The organism is Caulobacter sp. CCG-8, assembly GCF_037402475.1.
Classification (GTDB): Bacteria; Pseudomonadota; Alphaproteobacteria; order Caulobacterales; family Caulobacteraceae; genus Caulobacter.
Map to the genome: position 1 here is coordinate 223091 of NZ_JBBEUD010000002.1, position 17416 is coordinate 240506.

A 17416-nucleotide genomic window follows, 5' to 3' on the forward strand; every position below is an offset into this window, starting at 1 on the left:
CTGGCCCGCGCCGCCCTGGAAGCGGGCGAGACTTCGCGCGAGATCGCCTGCAAGGCCGTGCTTTGCCTCGCGCGGGCCGGAGCCATCGATTTCGCGCGGGTCGAATATGTTCGCCTGGGCCTGGATCGGGTTGACGACGATCCCGACGCGATCGCCCTGGGCGCGCGTCTGCTGAAGGATGTCGCCCTGACCGCGCGCGAACCGCGCCGGACGGCTTTCGCCAAGGCGTCGACCCGCCGCTACGATGCGTTGTACCAACGTTTCGGCGGCCTCTATGGCGCGGTCAACGCCGCGACCATGACACTGATCGCCGGCGATCGGGCGGGCGGACAGACCCGGGCGACCGCGGCCTTGCGCGTTCCGCCGCCGCAGGGACTGACGGGGGAGGTGGCCTATTTCGCGGCCGCCAGCCGCGCCGAGGCGAGCTTCTTGATCGACGACATCGAGGCGGCGCGGGCGATGATGGTCGAAGCGCTCGCCTGCGCGCCGGGGGCTTTCGCCGCCCACGCTTCGACCCTGCGCCAGTTGGAGATGCTGTGCCGCGAGACCGGCGTCGATCCCGCTTGGCTGGCGCCCTTCCGACCGCCGGTCTGCGCCCACTTCACCGGCCACATCCTGGACGCTTCGCGCGAAGGGGCGCTGGCCAGCGGATTGGACGGCGACCTGCGCCACGAGGCCGACCGCGTGGTGCGGGGGCAGGGGATCGGCTTCGCCTACGGCGGCCTGGCCGCCGGCGCCGACATCGTCTTCGCCGAGGCCGTGCTGGACGCCGGCGCCGAACTGCATCTGGTCCTGCCTGTGAATCTCGCCTCCTTCGTCGCGGTGTCGGTCGCGCCGTTCGGGCGCGATTGGGTCGAGCGCTTCGAGCACTGCTTCGCCCGCGCCACGTCCGTGCGCTACGCCTCGCCGGACCCCTATGTCGGCGACGAACAGGTCTTCGCCTACGCCAGCCAGATCGCCATGGGCTGCGCGGTGCTGCGCGCCCAGACCCTGTCGACCGAGGCGATCCAGGTGGTGGTGTGGGACGGACACGCAACCGAGGGACTGGCCGGCGCGGCGGTGGATCTGGCCTATTGGGCGAAGGGCGGGCGTCGGCAGGAGATCATCGCCGTTCGACGGCCGCCGTCGCTCCCGCGCCAACGGTCCGACCAAGACGCGGACGCACGGACCTCACGGGCCATGAAGGCCATGCTCTTCGCCGACGTGAAGGGGTTCGGGGCTCTGCGCGACGATCAGATTCCGGCCTTCGTGGACACCGTGATGGGGCAGATGGCCAAGGTCGTCTCGGGTCTCGATGCGCCGCCGCGCCACGTCGAGACCTGGGGCGACGGCCTGTTCCTCGTCTTCGACCATCCGATCGACGCCGCCTTGGCGGCCCTGGCTCTCCAGGAGGCTCATCGGGCGCTGGACCTTCGGGCCCTCGGTCTGCCGCGCAGCTTGGGCCTCAGGATCGGCGGGCACTATGGGCCGGTGCACCTGAGCACCAATCCGCTGACCAAGGCCCCGGCCGTCATCGGCGCCCATGTGGTGGTCGCCGCGCGCATCGAACCCGAGGTCGCGCCCGGTTCGGCGTGTGTCAGCGAAGCCCTGGCCGGAGCGCTGGCGGTCTTTCACGGCGACCGGGTGCGCTGCGGCTATGTCGGGCGGACCCGGGGACATAAGGACGTTGCGGCGATCCCGATCTTCAATCTCACGCGAGTCTGACCGTCCCGGCCGCGAGGTAAACTGGCGCCTTTATTTCTGACGATGTGCAAATCCGCACATCCGCGCGCCGCCCCCTTCAGCATCCTTCGAGCGTAGGCCGCGACGATCACAGTCGGGCGGCTGCAAAACGTCTCTGTCGATCGCCATCGTTGGAGTGTCGCTACGACATACACCGCGCTCGGCCAGTCACCGCTGGCCGTTCGAGCCGCCTCCGGACCCGACCGTCCCCATCGGTCGGGTCCGTTTTCCGGCCTTTTCGAAGTCGTATCGCCGCCCCAACGCCGCCTTCACGTTGCATCAGGAACCCCGCCATGTCTCTCGACGCAGCTGTCCTCAAAGGATCCCAGGCCACCCACGATTCATTCGCCAGCGCGCTCGCCTCCGATCCCGCCGCGGGCATCGTCAAGCACGCCGTAAAGATCTGGGCGCGCGAGCATGGCGTCGCCGAAGACGACATCGCGCGCCTGGCCGAAAGGGTCATGGAAGCCGCGCGTTCGGCGATCCACGAGCAGAAGGTCCGGGCGGTTGCGTAGCCTGGCGACGCTCAAGAGCCTTGGCGCCATCCTGGCCCAGGCCAGGAGCCTCATCGTCGGCGGCGACGCGCGCGCCGCGCCGCCCCGGATGGAGGAGGCGCTGTCCGCGCCTGTCCCGGAGGCAGACGCAAGGAACGCCTGGGAGCCGGCGACGCAAGACAAGGGCTTCTGGGCCACCATGGCCGGAGCTGACAGGCGGTTGGCCGACCTCAGGCGCGCGATCGATCAGGCCGCGGCCGAGGCGATCGCCCGCGAGTCCGGCGTCGAGGCCCCGTCGAGCAACGATCCGGATCCGCTCGGCGAGAGCCGATTCGCGAAGGCCAACCGGGTCGTTGCCGACGCGCTGGGACACGGAGAGTCCGATCCCGCCGTCGACCGGATGAATTGACGGCGCAGCGGCTTTCGGTGTGGCGGGGGCGGCGTCTGAAGCGTTCAGGCGGGGCGGGCTCATACGCGCCAGCCGCACCGCCTTGCCCTTGGGGGAGGGCAGTCGGATGGGCGTGCCCGCGAACGGGCCGCGCCCATCCGACCCATTTCCGGCCTGATCGCGATCTCAGGTCCGCAGCCACATCATCGTCTATAGGAATATGTTCCTATAGTAGCATCGCGCTACCGCAAGCAATCGCCAGCGCCGGATTAGGAATATTTTCCCATTATGATCGGCGGCCGCCATCGTAGGTCGCTGTAGAACGCGACCGGCTTGCCGTGGACTTCCAGGCAGCCCTGGGTCGCGGCGAAGTCGGCGAAAGTTGACTCCGTCTCTACGAACCGCGGATGCATCAGCCGGCTGATGGCGTCGTCGATATAGACCAGCAGCGTGCATATCGGGCCACGATCCTCGATGTCGCTGTCTCCAGTAGTCGCGACAGAGATATAGGAATATTTTCCTAGTTTTGACCACAGCCACATTTGCCTGCGCGGCCAATCGGGGGTGAGGAATATATTCCTATTTCTGGAAACCGAAAGCGCAATCGGCCGTTTGTGAAAGGATTCAGCGGCTTATGGCGGAAAAGGGATAGCGCCTTTCATAACCCCCTTTCAAAACCTGCACGCCCAGAAGGCCGTTTTTGACGCCTCCAGGACCGATCTCAAAATTGGCCTCAAACCCCGCGATTGTCTCCAAACTCGCGAAAACTGGCTCCAAAAACGCACGGCACCCAGAGCACTCAAGCGTTGCGACTCCGGTAAAGCTGAAGCTATTAGTTGTCCTTGGGGCGGATCAGACATGACGAATTTCATCCAGCGAACGATCCTTAAGAAGGCGCTTGTCGGGAATCCTCAGTTGCGTGACAACCTGCGAACACTGTTTAAGCGGTTGAGCGATACTTCGCTAAGTGACGCGGACTTGAGTGCGATCGAAGCACAAATCGTCGACGTTCTCAGCATTCCAGAGGCGCTCAGCCTCCCGTCGGCCTTGCCCGCTGACGGCGCTCCTCTCGTAATGACCGACCAACAGTCCAAAACGGTACAGCGCGTAATTGCGCGCTTCAGCGACGTCCCGCTGCGAGCGCGAGTCGAGTCGGCGTTGGCCGACGCGAAGCGTTCGGGTCGCATCCGGATTGAGGCTTGACCCCAATGGCAAATGCTCCCGTCGCCCCCGCGCCATTTGTCACTCTGCACCTCTCCGACATCCACTTTGGTCAGGAGAAGGGCGAGGCAGTCGAAATCAATAGGGACGCGCGCGAGCAGCTCAGGGCACGATCCAGGATCTAGTGTCACAGCCCAAGGGCTACCCCAAGGGACGATCTCGCCTTCTGCCTCGCCAGGAAGAACTGATCGCAAAATTCTTAGACGCGGAATATTTGACGCTGGCGCAAGCTTCTCTGGTCAGCGTTGCTGAGAAGATTGGAGATGCATGTGAGGATGAAGGCCTTCCTCGAGTGGGTCGGACGGCCGTCATTCGCCGGAAAAATGCTATTCCAAATCGAACTATTGTTCTTAAGCGAAAAGGGGCGGCGGCAGCAGAACAGCAAACGCCAAGGGCAGGTAGATTTAATGTCGAGATGCCTTGGGACGTTTGGCAAATCGATCATACGTCTTGCAGACGTTATCGTGGTGGACTCAAAAGGTCGACCGATCGGTCGCGTCTGGCTGACTGTTATCATTGATGTAGCCACACGCATGGTCGTAGCCTTTTACATCGGCCTTGATCCTCCCTCCCGAATTCGCGTCGCAACAGCAGTAGACTTGGCAGTGTCCAGAAAGTCCAACTGGCTTGCCGCTCGCGGTCTTACCTACGCTTGGCCCCCGGAAGGCCTGCCTCTACTTCTACACAGCGACCGGGCGGCTGAGTTCCGTTCGCTTTCGACACAACGTGCAGTGCGCAATGAAGGCACTGGCTGGGAGTTACGGCCGCCCGGCCGCACGCGCTATGGCGGACATGTCGAGCGCCTAATCGGCACGTTGATGGGAAAGTGCCGCATAATACCCGGCGCAACGCACCGCAACCCGTTGGCTCGGGGTAAATACGACAGCAAAGCATCCGCTCGACTACGAATTGACGAGCTGGAGCTGTACTTCGCGCATCAAATTCTCGGGGTATATCACCAGACCAAACATAGCGAGCTAGGCATCAGCCCGCTGGAGGCATGGACCGCCAAAGCCCATGGCCGCGAACCCCGGTTCCCGGAGGACATGAAGACTTTCCGCCTCAACCTCTTGCCCGAGATCAAATCGATGATCGGGCGGCGCGGCATCAAGGCCTTCAGCGACGAGTATTACAGTCCAGCGCTTGGCGACGCCTACATACTGGGCGCGCGCGAAGTGATCGCGAAGTACGATCCTCGCGACCTTTCCCGCCTATATGTCCAGATCCCCGGCCGTGGCTATCTCGAAGTCCCTTACCGCCTCCAGCGCGAAGGGCCGGCACCAACTCTATGGCTTCTCAACGCAGCTCGCCGCGGCGTTCGGCCTCTAGAACCCATCGCTCGCAACCCGAACGTTCGGCAAGGCGTCGAACGGGCCGAGGCGATTATCAATGCCGCAGCAGCGAGGTCCGGCCCCGCCGCGCGCCAAGTAGAACGCCTTCGCCTCGAGCGCCAGGCCGTGGCGGATCTAAGGGTCATTCCAGCGCCGCCTCTCACAGATGATGACGATTGGGGCGGCGCGTTCGGGGGAGGGGAACCGATCGAACCGCGCGACAGCTTGTTGGACGGCGCACAGTTCGATGATCCGGCGATGCTCGCGCGCGTTTTTCGCGTGCTGGACGACAGCGGCAGCGCCGAGGCGCTCGAACGGCGACTTCGCCTTCGTTGGGCGGTACGCGACGTCATCGACGCCCTGAGAACCAACATGAGGGCTCCGAACTCAGGGGTGCTCAGCTCGCTGCTCGAAAGCCCGCTACTTCAAAGGCGCTCGCCAACGGGCAGCAATCATATGCCCCAGGACTGCTGGGCCGACATCGACGCAGCGGCGAGACTTCTCTACGTGCGCCTTGCGCTTCTGGTGCTGGCTGAGCCTGGCGATCCAGTCCTCTCGGAGAAGATATCGCCACTCGGGCGTAACTGGCTCTTGTTCAGCTACCGCCATACCAAGATCAAAGGCTGGCAAGCGTTGTTTGAACACGCCGCGCAAGATCTGATGTTCTTGCTGCCAATGGAGTTGCCTAGGAATGCAATCCTACAGATCGACGAGCGGTCTTTGGCGTGGCCGCGGGACTTGAGGCGGCGCTGGACCTATGCCGCCGCCGCGGGCGCGATTGGCGGCTACGTCTACTAGCTCAAGCGTCGCCATCCGGCTCGACGTAGAACGGGATCAGCCAGTAGCCGACGAGGAACGCGCCAAGGCCGGCCGAAGCGATAATCGCCAGGTTCCAGCTGAACGTGAGCGTCAGGGCCATCCAGCCGACGCTGATCCCAAACGCGAAGACGCCGATGTTGCGGATCATCCGGGCGAACATCCGGATGCGTAGTCGCGTGATGTACGCCGGCGAATTTCCGAACAGGCTGGGCGTGTGAGAGCGGTTGGCCATATCGGGAGCATCTCACAAACGGCTGAGCGGCACAGGCTCGATTTTTCGGCACCGGGCTAGTCGCAACGATTGGAGACAGGCAGTCGCGGGGTTTGGGGTCAGAAATCGTCAAAGGGCGGAACGTTGGGGCAACCGGTGACAGGCGGCGTGCGACTCGCAGAGTTTGGAGTCAGTGACATCAGGCGTTAGCAGGGCCGAAGTTCATATACATCGCCTAAGGAATATTATCGGAAATAATGTCTCTGGCGATCCTGGCGTGAATCTGGCCTGGCGTGGATCTGGACCGCCGGCGTCGCCGCCATCTCCGTGGCGCGGACTTCTGAGCGCTCCACAGCGGCCGCAGCCGGCTGGCGTGACGACGAACGGCCAAGCGCCCGCCCGTCACGAGCCCGGTTGTCCCTGAGCCGCCTCGACCGTCAGAACGTCTGAGTCAGGCCCGCCGCCAGGCCGCAAGGTTCCGCCGCATGGGCCCGCGACCCGATCATGGCCGACAGGACGGCCGCGCCGAAGATGATGGCGATGAGGCCTGCGCTTTGCCAGAAGTGCGATGTGTGCATGACGTGCTCCCTCAGCCCCACAGATTACGCTTTTCGCGCCGTGGGCCAATCGGGGGGAATCCTGAGGCGCGACGCTCGAAATTCGAGCGCCGGGAGGCCTAAAACTGCCTTGGTTCGGGGCTTGATCGGCGGTCGAACGAAGCTCCGCGAACGTCGCTTGCCATAATGATAGCTTTAGCTACTGTAACCCTCATAAAAACAGTGACGGGGGTATGGAATGCGGAAGCTTCAGGTGCTCGCGGGCGTCGCCGGGATGGCGATGATGGCGGCGGCGGGTCAGGTCCACGCCCAGGAGGCGGTCGCGCTCGACGAGATCGTCGTCACCGCCCAGAAACGATCGGAAAACCTCCAGGACGTGCCGGTGTCGGTGACCGCCCTCACCGCCGACCAGCTCAAGGATCAGCGCGTCGGCGACGTGCTGGCGCTGTCGGGCCTTTCGCCGGGCCTTCAGATCAAGACCGACGACAACGCCGCCAATCCCCGCATCTTCATCCGCGGTATCGGCGTCAACGACTTCAATCCCGCCACCGCAAGCGCCGTGGGGGTCTATGTCGACGGCGTCTATGTCGCCTCCCCCCTCGCCCAGATGGCCGGCTTCTACGACCTGCAGCAGGTCGAGGTGCTGCGCGGGCCCCAGGGCACGCTCTACGGCCGCAACACCACCGGCGGCGCGATCAACGTCACCACCAAGAAGCCCAGCAGCACGCCCGAGGGCGACCTGGCCGTGGACTACGGCCGGTTCAATTCGCTCAACGTCCAGGGCGGCTTCGGCGGGCCGATCGCCGACACCCTGGCCTTCCGGATCGCCGGCCTCTACGACAAGAGCGACGGCTACACGCTCAATCGCCTGACCGGCAACAAGGGCAATGACGCCGACCGCAAGGCCGTGCGCGGCGCCCTGCAGTGGAAACCCGACGACAAGCTGACGGTCGACGTCTCGGCCAGCTACAGCAAGTCCAGCGGCGGCTCGATCCTGACCTACAACCGCTCGCTGATCGCCCAAACGGCCGAGGCGGCCAGCACGGCCGATCCCGACCCGACCTACGGCTACATCTTCTGCAAGCCGGCCTACTACACGTCGGGCCAGTGCACGAACGCCGCCGGCTACGCCAACACCAGCGACAACAAGTACGAGGGCGACTACCGCTTCGAGGGCAAGGACATCGTCAAGCTGTTCGGCGCGACCAGCGCGATCAGCTACGACTTCGGCGGCGTGACCCTGTTCTCGATCACCGGCTACCAGCAGGCCAAGCGCGACGACTACGAAGAGACCGACTCCAACCCGATCTCGATCTTCGACGCCCGCTACATCGCCAAGCAGGACACCACCAGCCAGGAGTTCCGCCTGCAGTCGAACGGCGCGACCGGCCTGCGCTGGGTCGCCGGCCTCTACGCCGCCCGCGACAACCTCGACAACGACAGCCACTACAACGTCCTGGAGGTCCTGCGCGTCCCCGATCCGGTCAACAACCCGACCGGCATGGACCCGGCCAACAGCGTCGGCGTGTTCGGCTGGCCCCTGCATCAGAAGACCACCAGCTACGCCGCCTTCGGCCAGGTGGACTACGACCTGACGCCGAAACTGACCCTGACGGGCGGTCTGCGCTGGTCGCAGGACAAGAAGACCTTCCACTATGTCAGCGACGTCGACTACGGCCTGCTGACCCTGTTCGAATACGACAACCAGAAGACCTTCAGCTCGATCTCGGGCCGCCTGGGCCTGCGCTACGCGCTGAGCGACGACGCCAACGTCTACGCGACCTACAATCGCGGGACCAAGAGCGGCGGGTTCTTCAGCGGCCAGACGACGGACCCCCGCGACCTGGGGCCCTACAAGGACGAGACGGTCGACGCCTACGAGATCGGGGCCAAGAGCGAGTTCCTCGACCGCCGCCTGCGGGTGAACGTCTCGGCCTTCTATTACGACTATAAGGACCTGCAGGTTTACACCCAGGTCCAGCGCGACGGCCTGCCCGTCCAGCTGTTCACCAACGCCTCCAAGGCGCGGGTCTATGGCGGCGAGGCCGAGATCGAGGCCCGGCCGATCACGGGCCTGAGCCTGACCCTGGGCGCGTCGTTGCTGAGCGCCGAGTACAAGGACTTCCTCTCGTTCGAGGACCCGTCCCTGCCCCCGGCCGACTATTCGGGCAACACCCTGCCCTCGGCGCCGAAGGTCAGCCTGAACGGCGCGGCGCGCTACCAGCATCCGCTGGGCGCCGGCGACCTGATCACCCAGCTGGACTTCACCTATCGCAGCAAGGTCTATTACGACACGGCCAACACCGAGCGGCTCAGCGACAAGGCCCGGGCCTTCGTCGACGGCCAGGTCGGCTGGGCCTTCGCCGACGGCCGCTACGAACTGGGCGTGTGGGGCAAGAACCTGGCCGACACCACCAACATCTCGGACATCACCCAGATCGCGGCCTTCGGCTTCGACGTGTTCAGCATGGGTCCGCCGCGCACCTACGGCGTCTATTTCCGGGCCAAGTATTGAGCGCGGTCGAGGTCCAGGCCGGCGAAGCGTCGCCGGCCGCGACGGGCGCCTGGATCGGCCAGCCGCCCAGCCTGACCCAGCGCCTGTCGGTGTTCTGGATCGGCCTGGTCGGGGTGCTGTTCCCGGGCGTCGGCCCCCTGCTGCTGGGCGGGCTGGAAGCGGCGGGCCGGCTGACCGCCAACCAGCTGGGCCTGGCCGGCATGGCCGAGCTGGTGGCCATGGGGATCGGGGCGGCGGTGATCGGTCCGATGTTCGGGCGGAGTCGACTGCGGCTGGCGGCCGTGACCTGCGGCCTGCTGCTGGCGGCGCTGGACCTGGCCACGACTCGCGTCTCGGGCGATCTGCTGATCCTGGTCCGCGCCGTCGCGGGCCTGCCGGCCGGCGCGATGATCTGGCTGATCACCGGCATGATCGTCCGCTCGCCGCGCCCCGAGCGCTGGGCGGGGCTGTACCTGACGATCCAGACCCTGCTGCAGTTGGGCGTGGTGGCCGCGATCGGGGCCCTCGTGATGGGGTCTTTCGGCCCGGACGGCGGTTTCGTGATGCTGGCCGCCCTCACCGTCTCCGCCGCCGTCGCCGGCCTGGCGATCCCCGGCCTCTATGCGCCCCTGGTCGAGAGCGAGGACAATCCCAAGGGATTGCCCAGCGCGCGGGGTTGGATCGCCCTGGCGGCGGTCTTCTGCTTCCAGGCCTTCATCCTGGCGGTGTGGATCTATGCCGAGCCCCTGTCGCGCCAGGCCGGGCATCCGCCCAGCGTCGCCAGCGCGGCCTTCGCGATGTCGCTGGCGGCCCAGGTCGCGGGCGGCGCGACGGCCACGGCCCTGGCCGGCCGGTTGTCGTGGTTCTGGTCGCTGACCGCCTCGGTGGTGCTGGCCGCCGTCGCCCTGCTGGTGATGGCCGCCCTGCCCTCGGCGCCGGTGTTCCTGGCGGCCGCCACGGTGTTCGGCTTCGTCTGGCTGTTCGCCTCGCCCTATCTGACGCCGCTGGCCATCGAGGCCGACCCCAGCCGCCGGGCCGCCTTGCTCGGCCCCGGGGCCAGCCTGCTGGGCTGCGGCGCGGGGCCGTTGCTGGCCTCGTTCATCGTCAGCGGGGCCGACGTGCGGCCGGCGGTTTGGCTGGGCGTGGGGCTGGCCCTGGTCACCCTGGTGATCGTCGCCTTCCTGCACCTGACGCGATCACGCTAGAGGGGCGCGCTAAGGGTTCGTGCGGATTGGCGTTTTGCCTCGAAGCGTTCTAGTCCAAGGGAACTGGAACGGAGAAACCGCCATGCCGAAGGCGACGGCCAAGAAGACCGCCGGCCCCGACATCGCGCTGGACGCCAAGCTGCAGCCCACCCAGGCGCGCGGGCAGGACACCTACGAGGTGGTCCTGGCCACGGCCGGCGAGATGTTGGGCGAGATCGGCTTCGAGCAACTGACCACCAACGCCATCTGCAAGCGGGCCGGGCTCACGCCCCCTGCCCTCTACCGCTACTTCCCGAACAAGTACGCGATCCTCAAGGAGCTGGGCGACCGGCTGATGAAGGCCCAGGACGACAAGGTCTTCGAATGGATCGAGGCCGGCGGCCTGGAGGGCGACACGGCGGCCGAGCGCATCGAGAAGAACGTCGCGATGCTGACCGAGATGATCGAGATGACCCGCCGGTTCCCCGGCGGCGCGGCGATCGGCCGGGCCCTGCGCGCCGTGCCCATGCTGCAGCAACTGCGCTTCGCCTCGCGCGACATGGTGGCCGGCCAGTTCGCCGAGATCCTCAAGGGCCGCTATCCGGGCGCGCCGGAGGCTCGGGTGCGGCTGGCGATGCGGATGATGGTCGAGCTGACCTATTCGGCCACCGAGATGGCCGTGGAAGAGCCGGACCAGGACGCCCTGGCGCTCAGCCGCGAGGTCTGCCTGCTGTTCGAACGCTACTTCGACACCTTCGGCGACCCTTCCCTGGTGCCCTGGAGCGACGGCTTGCAAGAACGATAGTTTTTACTATCATCACTGCATCGCGGCCATTCCTATCGCGAACGGGGAGATGCGGATGACGGGGTGGAACAACTGGTCGGGCAGCGTGGCCGCCTCCCCTCGCCTGATCGCCAGGCCGCGCAAAGCCGCCGAGCTGGCCGCGCTGGTCGGCCAGGCGGGCAAGGTCCGCGTGGTGGGGGCCGGCCATTCGTTCATGCCGCTGTGCGAGACCGGCGACCTGCTGCTGAACCTGTCGGACTACGAGGGCGCGGTCGAGATCGCGGCGGACCGCAAAACCGTCTGGGCGCCGGCGGGCTGGAGCCTCAAGAAGCTGACCGCGGCCCTGTGGGCCGAGGGGCTGTCGCTGATCAATCAGGGCGACATCAATCCGCAGTCCCTGGCGGGCGCCGTCTCGACCGGCACCCACGGCACGGGCGCGGAGCTGGGCAGCCTGTCGACCCAGGCCTGCGGCTTCCGGCTGATGACCGCCGACGGCCGGATCGTCGAGTGCGGACCCGACCTGAACCCCGAGCTCTACCAGGCCCAGCGCCTGTCCCTGGGCCTGCTGGGCGTCGCCGTCGAGATCAGGATCAACGTCATCCCCGCCTACCACCTGGAGGAGCGGGTCGAGCGCCGGCCGCTGGCCGAGGTGGCCGAGCGCCTGGACGAACTGGCCGCCGCCACGCGCCACATGGAGTTCTTCGTCTTCCCGTATTCGGACGAGGTGATCTTCAAGACCCTGCACCCCGTGGAGCCGCGCGAGCCCGGGCGCCCGGCCCGGGAGGTCGGCGAGGACAGCGAGGCCACCTTCAAGACCATCTGCGACATCTGCGCGGCCGCCCCGTTCCTGACGCCGTCGCTGCAGCGCCTGATGATGCGGATGATGGGCAAGCCCAGCCGTCGCGCCGGCCCGGCCTACGAGATCTTCCCGTCCGAGCGGAACATCCGCTTCGAGGAGATGGAGTACGAGCTGCCGCGCGCCGCCGGCCTGCCGACCCTGAAGGCGGCCATGGCCCACATCCGCAAGCGCCGGCTGCCCGTCACCTTCCCGTTCGAGTTCCGGCTGGCGGCGGGCGACGACATCTGGATGAGCCCGTTCAACGCCGGCCCCGGCGCCTCGATCTCGTTCCACCAGTACGCCAAGATGCCCTGGCGGCCGCTGTTCACGGAGATGGAGGCGGTGTTGCGCGACGGCGCGGGCCGCCCGCACTGGGCCAAGCGCCACACCCTGACGACGGCCGACGTCCACCGGCTGTACCCGCGCGCCGGCGACTTCGTGAGCGCGTGCAAGACCTGGGACCCGACCGGCAAGTTCGCCAATACTCACCTGACGCAACTCTTCAGCCTTTGATCGGGGCCTCGAGCGGAGACCGCCATGACCGACCAAGACCTGCACGCCGGCCTGATCGGCGCCCCGGGCTCGCGCCGTGAGCTCAACACCCCGGTGCTGGTGATCGACAAGCCGGCCCTGGAGCGCAACATCGTGCGCATGGCCGAATTCGCGGCGGGCAAGGGCGTCAAGCTGCGGCCCCACGCCAAGACCCACAAGAGCGTCGACATCGCCAGGCTGCAGATCGCCGCCGGCGCCGTGGGCCTGTGCTGCGCCAAGATCGGCGAGGCCGAGGCCCTGGCGGAGGGCGGGGTGTCGACCGGCCTGCTGATCACCTCGCCGGTGGTCTCGGCGCCGGCCATCGCCCGCCTGATCGCGCTGAACGGCCGGACCACGGACCTGATGGCGGTGGTCGACAACGCCGCCAATGTCGCCGCCCTGGGCCAGGCCGCCGCCGCGGCGGGCAAGCCGCTGAAGGTGGTGATCGACCTCGACCCCGGCATCCACCGCACCGGCGTCGCCTCGCCCGAGGCCGCCGTCGCCCTGTTCCAAGCGATCCAGGCCGAGCCGGGCCTGATCTATGCGGGCCTGCAGTGCTATTGCGGCATGCAGCAGCACATCGAGAGCTTCGCCGACCGCAAGGCCAATCTCGAGGATCGCGGCGCCTATATCCGTTCGGTGATCGAGGCCCTGACCGCCGCCGGCGGCGCGCCGCCCATCGTGTCGGGCTCGGGCACCGGCTCGCACCGGATCGACGCGGAGCTGGGGATCTTCACCGAGTTCCAGGTCGGCTCGTACGTGTTCATGGACGGCCAGTACCTAGTCTGCGACATCGCCGGCGAAGGCGCGGACGAAAGCCCCTACGAGCCGTCGCTGCTGATCGACGCGCGGGTGGTCAGCGCCAACACCCCGGGCATGGTCACGATCGACGCCGGCTTCAAGGCCCTGTCGACCGACGCCGAGCCGCCCAAGGTGGTCGGCGGCGCGCCGGAGGGTTCGCGCTATTTCTTCATGGGCGACGAGCACGGTGCGATCCTGCCGCCGCCGGGCGAGACCCCTCCGGGCCTGGCCGAGCGGGTGATCCTGGGCGCGCCGCACTGCGATCCGACCGTGAACCTCTACGACACCTACCACGTGGTCGAGGGCGACACGCTGGTGGCGTTGTGGCCCGTCTCGGCGCGGGGCCGCTCGCGCTAGCCCCCTCCCCGATCACCCCCGCGAAATGAGGATTTTGGAGGAGCCCGCCTAGGGCAATCCCTCGATATCCAGGGTCGGGGCCTCGCGCCCATCCTGCCGGTCTTCAACGGACCCGGCCGGGAGGCCAAGACCCATGAGCGTGTTTCGAAAGTTGCTGGCCGGCGCGGTGGCGGCGCCGCTGGCCATCGGGCTGGGCGTGGCCGCCCAGGCTCAGACCAAGCCGGCGCCCGCGGCCGCCAAGCCCGATCCCGACGCCCTGGCCGCCCTGAACAAGATGGGCGAGGCCCTGCGCGCCCTGAACGCCTTCACCCTCACGGCCGACGTGACCACCGAACAGGTGCTGGATAGCGGCCAGAAGCTGCAGTACGGCGGCGATCTGAAGATCGAGGCCCTGCGGCCCAGCGGCTTCAAGATCCACATGGATTTCGACCATAAGGAACGGGAGATCTACTACGACGGCAAGTCAGTCACGCTGTTCGCGCCCAAGGTCGGCTACTACGCCTCGGTGCCCGCGCCGCCGACCATCGCCGCCACGGTGGCCACGATCAGCGACAAGTACGGCGTCGAAATCCCGCTGGCCGATCTGTTCCAGCTGGGCGTCGATCCGGCCCTGACCGCCCGCATCCAGTCGGGCTTCGACGTCGGTCCCGAGAAGGTGGGCGGCGTGGCCTGCGAACACTACGCCTTCCGCCAGGCGGCGGCCGACTGGCAGGTGTGGATCCGCAGCGATGGTCCCCCCCTCCCCTGCAAGATGGTGATCACCACCACCCAGGACCAAGCCCAGCCGCAGTACACCGCCGTCATGACCTGGGACGACAAGGCGCCGGCCCAGGCGGCCTACACCTTCAACCCGCCCGCCAACGCCCATCGCATCACCGTCGCCGACCTGTCGGCGTCGGGGGCGACGAAGTGAGGGTCGAAACCATGAACAAGATCCAGCAATACGCCGTCGCGCTGACGGCGGCGGCCGCCATCCAGGGCCTGGCCGCGCCCGTCCCCGCGTTCGCCGCCGACATCCTGGCCGGCCAGAGCCTGCTCCCGAAATCCGCGTCGACCGCCGATTGCCAGCGGCGCGGCGGCGGCGGGGGGCATGCGGGCGCGCGTCCAGCGGCCGCCTCCCGGCCGGCCGGCGGTGGCGGCGGCGGTGGGCGGAACGTCCGCGCCAACGCCAGCTCGAACGTCAATCACAACGTCAACGCCAATCGCAACGTCAACCGGAACACCAACATCAACCGGAACGTCAACGTGAACGTCGACAACCACTACGGCTACCGTGACGGCTGGGACTATCATCCGATCGCCACCGGCGTGGCCATCGGCGCGACGGCCGCCGTGACCGCCGCCGTCGTCGGCTCGGTCGTCTACAGCGTCCCGCCCAGCTGCTCGACCGTGGTGGTCAACGGGATCAGCTATTCGCAATGCGGCAGCACCTGGTACGCGCCGCGCTATTCCGGCACCAACGTCGAATACGTGGTGGTCAACGCACCGGGCTGACGGGCCGTCAGGTCGGCCGGTACATCTGGAACCTGCCCGCCGGATCGATCCCGAAGTAGTCGGCGGGGCCGCCGGCCCGCAGGATCGGCTCGGCGGCCACGGTGTCGTAGACGCCGTCGATCAGCAGCGTCTGGTCGATATGGACCATCACCACCTCGCCCAGGGTCAGCCAGGCGTCGACCGGGGCGCCCTCGGCGTCGGTCAGGCGGATCATCTGGGTCAGCCGGCATTCGAACGCCACGGGGCTTTCGGCGACGCGCGGCGCGGCGACCCGCACGGACGGCGCCGCCGTCAGGCCGGCCAGCTCGAATTCGTCGACCTCGTGGGCGACCATCGCCGAGGTGGCGTTCACCGCCTGGGCCAGCGGCCGCGTCGCCAGGTTCCACACGAACTGCCCGGTCTCCTCGATGTTGCGCACCGAGTCCTTCCAGCCCGTGCTCGAGAACCCGATGATCGGCGGCCGGTAGTTGAAGGCGTTGAAGAAGCTGTACGGCGCCAGGTTGCGGACCCCGGCGGCGCTGACCGTCGAGATCCAGCCGATCGGGCGCGGCGCGACGATGGCGTTAAGCGGATCGTGCTTCAGCCCGTGGCCGGTCTTGGGATCGTAGGAATGGATCGCGGTCATGGACGCCTCGTCTTGCCGACGCCCGTCTTAGGAGGACGCGCGGCGAGCCGCCAGTCGTCACCGCTCGGCGACGGCTTTCCCTTCAGGCCCGGTTCTGATCGATCCGAGCGCTGGAAAGGGTCGACAGCTCGGCCATGATCAGCTGGGCCGCCAGCCAGGCGGGTTCGGCGTCGTGGGTCACCTCTCCGTGTTCCAGCATGGCCGCCAGCTTGGCCCTCGCCCGGCAGACCCGGCTCTTCATCGTCCCTTCGGGCACGTCGCACATCTCGGCCGCCTGTCGATGCGAGAAGCCGCCCGCCCCGACCAGGATCGTGGCTTCACGCTGCTCGTCGCTCAGGGCGTTGAGGGCGTTGCGGAGGTCGTTGAGCATCAGGGACTGGACCTGGTCGGTCCCGGCCGCCGGGATCTGGGCGCTCATCGTCGTGTCCAGGGGCGTTTCCCGCCAGACGCGCCGACGCTGCGAGTAGAAGTGGTTCCGCGCGATCTTCAGGATCCAGCCCTTGAAGTTGGTGCCGGGCGTGAACTGGGCCCGGTGCTGCCAGGCCTTCAGCAGCGCGTCCTGGGCCAGGTCGTCGCCTCTGGCCATGTCGCCGCACAGGCCGCGGGCGAACGAGCGCAGGACGGGGATGCTCTCCACGACCTGCCGCTTGAAGTCGTCCTCGTCGAGCGGCGGCGGGCGGTCGGCGGGCGCCGCGAAGCTGCGGGGTTCGGCGGCGACCTCGGCCTTCGAGCCGCGCCAGCGGGCGGAGGTCTCGAGCAGTTTCTCGGTCGGGCTGCGGTCCGTCATATGGAACTCCGGAAATCAGATGGCGGGGATCAGCTTCAGGGGGCCGAGCTTCGGGAAGAAGATCGCGGGGATGAGGCCAAGGTCGATGTCGCGGCTCACCCCGCCGGGGGCGCGCCGGGCGGCAGGGTCTTGACCATGTCGGCGACGATGGCGTTCAGGCCGTCCTGGGTGGCGTCCTTCTCGTCGACCCGCTTCTGCGAGATGGCGCGCCAGGCCAGCTTGCCGCTGGCGGTGTCGACCAGGTCCAGCATCACGGCGCCTTCGGTGTAGTTGATGGCGCGGACGTCGACGTCCATCGGCGCGCCGTACATGCCCCAGCCGTAGCCGCCGATGCAGCCGCGAACGCCGCAGGCCATGCCGGGGCCGCCGCCCATGCTGGTGGCCGAGTAGTCGGTCCCGCTCTTCAGGCCCACATGGTAGGACACCAGCAGCTTGGCCTGGGCCGCATCGACCTGACGGTAGCCCTTGGCGGCCAGGTTGGTGTCGATCGCGGTGCGGATGCGTTCGCGCATGATGTCGTTGTCGACGCGCGGGTCGCCGCTTTCGGTCTGGGCGGGAGCCCAGGCGTAGGTCGAGCCGGAGAGCGGCGTCGTGCCGGTGAGGACCGAGACCTTTCCGCCCGGGCTTTCGCAAGCGGCCAGGGGCAGGCACGCGGCGACCGCCGCGGCGAGGAGGGCTTGGGCCAAGAACCTGGAGGACATCATACGGACTCCTGCTCGACTGCGGCGTCCCGTCTTACGTTTCGCGCGGCGCCGTCTGAACTCTCAGCCCGGCGCGT

At 67.3% G+C, this 17416-nt stretch carries 17 protein-coding genes and 1 pseudogene; 12 read left to right on the forward strand and 6 right to left on the reverse strand.

Annotated elements, in window-relative coordinates:
- The first annotated feature begins 57 nt into the window (after positions 1–57).
- The 3 genes from WAE60_RS02530 (at position 58) to WAE60_RS02540 (ending at position 2625) form a co-directional block, all read left to right on the forward strand.
- Entirely contained in the window at positions 58–1704 is a 1647-nt protein-coding gene (locus WAE60_RS02530; protein ID WP_337684810.1) for an adenylate/guanylate cyclase domain-containing protein, read from the forward strand.
- A gap of 311 nt (positions 1705–2015) precedes the next feature.
- Positions 2016–2237 (forward strand): hypothetical protein, encoded by a 222-nt coding sequence (locus WAE60_RS02535; RefSeq protein ID WP_029917178.1) that lies wholly within the window; start codon positions 2016–2018, stop codon positions 2235–2237.
- Positions 2230–2625: a hypothetical protein gene (locus tag WAE60_RS02540; RefSeq protein WP_337684812.1), complete on the forward strand. Its 396-nt coding sequence runs from the start codon at positions 2230–2232 to the stop codon at positions 2623–2625. Before WAE60_RS02535 ends, WAE60_RS02540 begins: the two co-directional genes overlap by 8 nt.
- Before the next feature lie 290 nt (positions 2626–2915).
- Here the strand turns inward: WAE60_RS02540 and WAE60_RS02545 are convergent.
- A pseudogene (locus WAE60_RS02545) lies at positions 2916–3077 on the reverse strand (ISNCY family transposase); the annotation flags it as partial.
- 385 nt (positions 3078–3462) lie between these two features.
- Here WAE60_RS02545 and WAE60_RS02550 point away from each other — a divergent pair.
- Entirely contained in the window at positions 3463–3807 is a 345-nt protein-coding gene (locus WAE60_RS02550; RefSeq protein WP_337684813.1) for a hypothetical protein, read from the forward strand.
- Between the two features lie 293 nt (positions 3808–4100).
- Complete coding sequence (locus tag WAE60_RS02555) at positions 4101–5954, forward strand: transposase family protein (protein WP_337684815.1); 1854 nt, start codon at positions 4101–4103, stop codon at positions 5952–5954.
- A gap of 1 nt (position 5955) precedes the next feature.
- Here WAE60_RS02555 and WAE60_RS02560 read toward each other — a convergent pair whose 3' ends face one another.
- On the reverse strand, positions 5956–6207 hold the full coding sequence (locus WAE60_RS02560; protein ID WP_337684817.1) for a hypothetical protein: 252 nt from the start codon (positions 6205–6207) through the stop codon (positions 5956–5958).
- A gap of 416 nt (positions 6208–6623) precedes the next feature.
- Complete coding sequence (locus WAE60_RS02565) at positions 6624–6764, reverse strand: hypothetical protein (protein ID WP_337684819.1); 141 nt, start codon at positions 6762–6764, stop codon at positions 6624–6626.
- A gap of 217 nt (positions 6765–6981) precedes the next feature.
- Between WAE60_RS02565 and WAE60_RS02570 the strand changes: the two genes are divergently transcribed.
- The 7 genes from WAE60_RS02570 (at position 6982) to WAE60_RS02600 (ending at position 15226) form a co-directional block, all read left to right on the forward strand.
- The gene (locus WAE60_RS02570) at positions 6982–9258 is read left to right on the forward strand and encodes a TonB-dependent receptor (protein ID WP_337684821.1); all 2277 of its coding nucleotides are present in this window, start codon (positions 6982–6984) and stop codon (positions 9256–9258) included.
- A complete protein-coding gene (locus tag WAE60_RS02575) occupies positions 9255–10442 on the forward strand; it encodes an MFS transporter (RefSeq protein WP_337684822.1) in 1188 nt (395 codons plus the stop codon). Before WAE60_RS02570 ends, WAE60_RS02575 begins: the two co-directional genes overlap by 4 nt.
- 82 nt (positions 10443–10524) lie before the next feature.
- Positions 10525–11226, forward strand: coding sequence for a TetR/AcrR family transcriptional regulator (locus WAE60_RS02580; RefSeq protein WP_337684823.1), 702 nt, complete (start codon positions 10525–10527; stop codon positions 11224–11226).
- A gap of 55 nt (positions 11227–11281) precedes the next feature.
- Complete coding sequence (locus tag WAE60_RS02585) at positions 11282–12556, forward strand: D-arabinono-1,4-lactone oxidase (RefSeq protein ID WP_337684825.1); 1275 nt, start codon at positions 11282–11284, stop codon at positions 12554–12556.
- 24 nt (positions 12557–12580) lie between these two features.
- The gene (locus tag WAE60_RS02590; protein ID WP_337684827.1) at positions 12581–13732 is read left to right on the forward strand and encodes a DSD1 family PLP-dependent enzyme; all 1152 of its coding nucleotides are present in this window, start codon (positions 12581–12583) and stop codon (positions 13730–13732) included.
- 133 nt (positions 13733–13865) lie between these two features.
- Positions 13866–14645, forward strand: coding sequence for a DUF2092 domain-containing protein (locus WAE60_RS02595; protein WP_337684828.1), 780 nt, complete (start codon positions 13866–13868; stop codon positions 14643–14645).
- 11 nt (positions 14646–14656) lie between these two features.
- Entirely contained in the window at positions 14657–15226 is a 570-nt protein-coding gene (locus tag WAE60_RS02600; RefSeq protein ID WP_337684830.1) for a hypothetical protein, read from the forward strand.
- A 7-nt stretch (positions 15227–15233) separates the two neighbouring features.
- Here WAE60_RS02600 and WAE60_RS02605 read toward each other — a convergent pair whose 3' ends face one another.
- From WAE60_RS02605 to WAE60_RS02615, 3 genes are all read right to left on the reverse strand, one after another.
- Positions 15234–15851: a flavin reductase family protein gene (locus WAE60_RS02605; protein ID WP_337684832.1), complete on the reverse strand. Its 618-nt coding sequence runs from the start codon at positions 15849–15851 to the stop codon at positions 15234–15236.
- Between the two features lie 82 nt (positions 15852–15933).
- Positions 15934–16638, reverse strand: coding sequence for a sigma-70 family RNA polymerase sigma factor (locus tag WAE60_RS02610; RefSeq protein WP_081916972.1), 705 nt, complete (start codon positions 16636–16638; stop codon positions 15934–15936).
- 95 nt (positions 16639–16733) lie between these two features.
- Entirely contained in the window at positions 16734–17324 is a 591-nt protein-coding gene (locus WAE60_RS02615) for a DUF4136 domain-containing protein (RefSeq protein ID WP_337684836.1), read from the reverse strand.
- Positions 17325–17416: the final 92 nt, after the last annotated feature.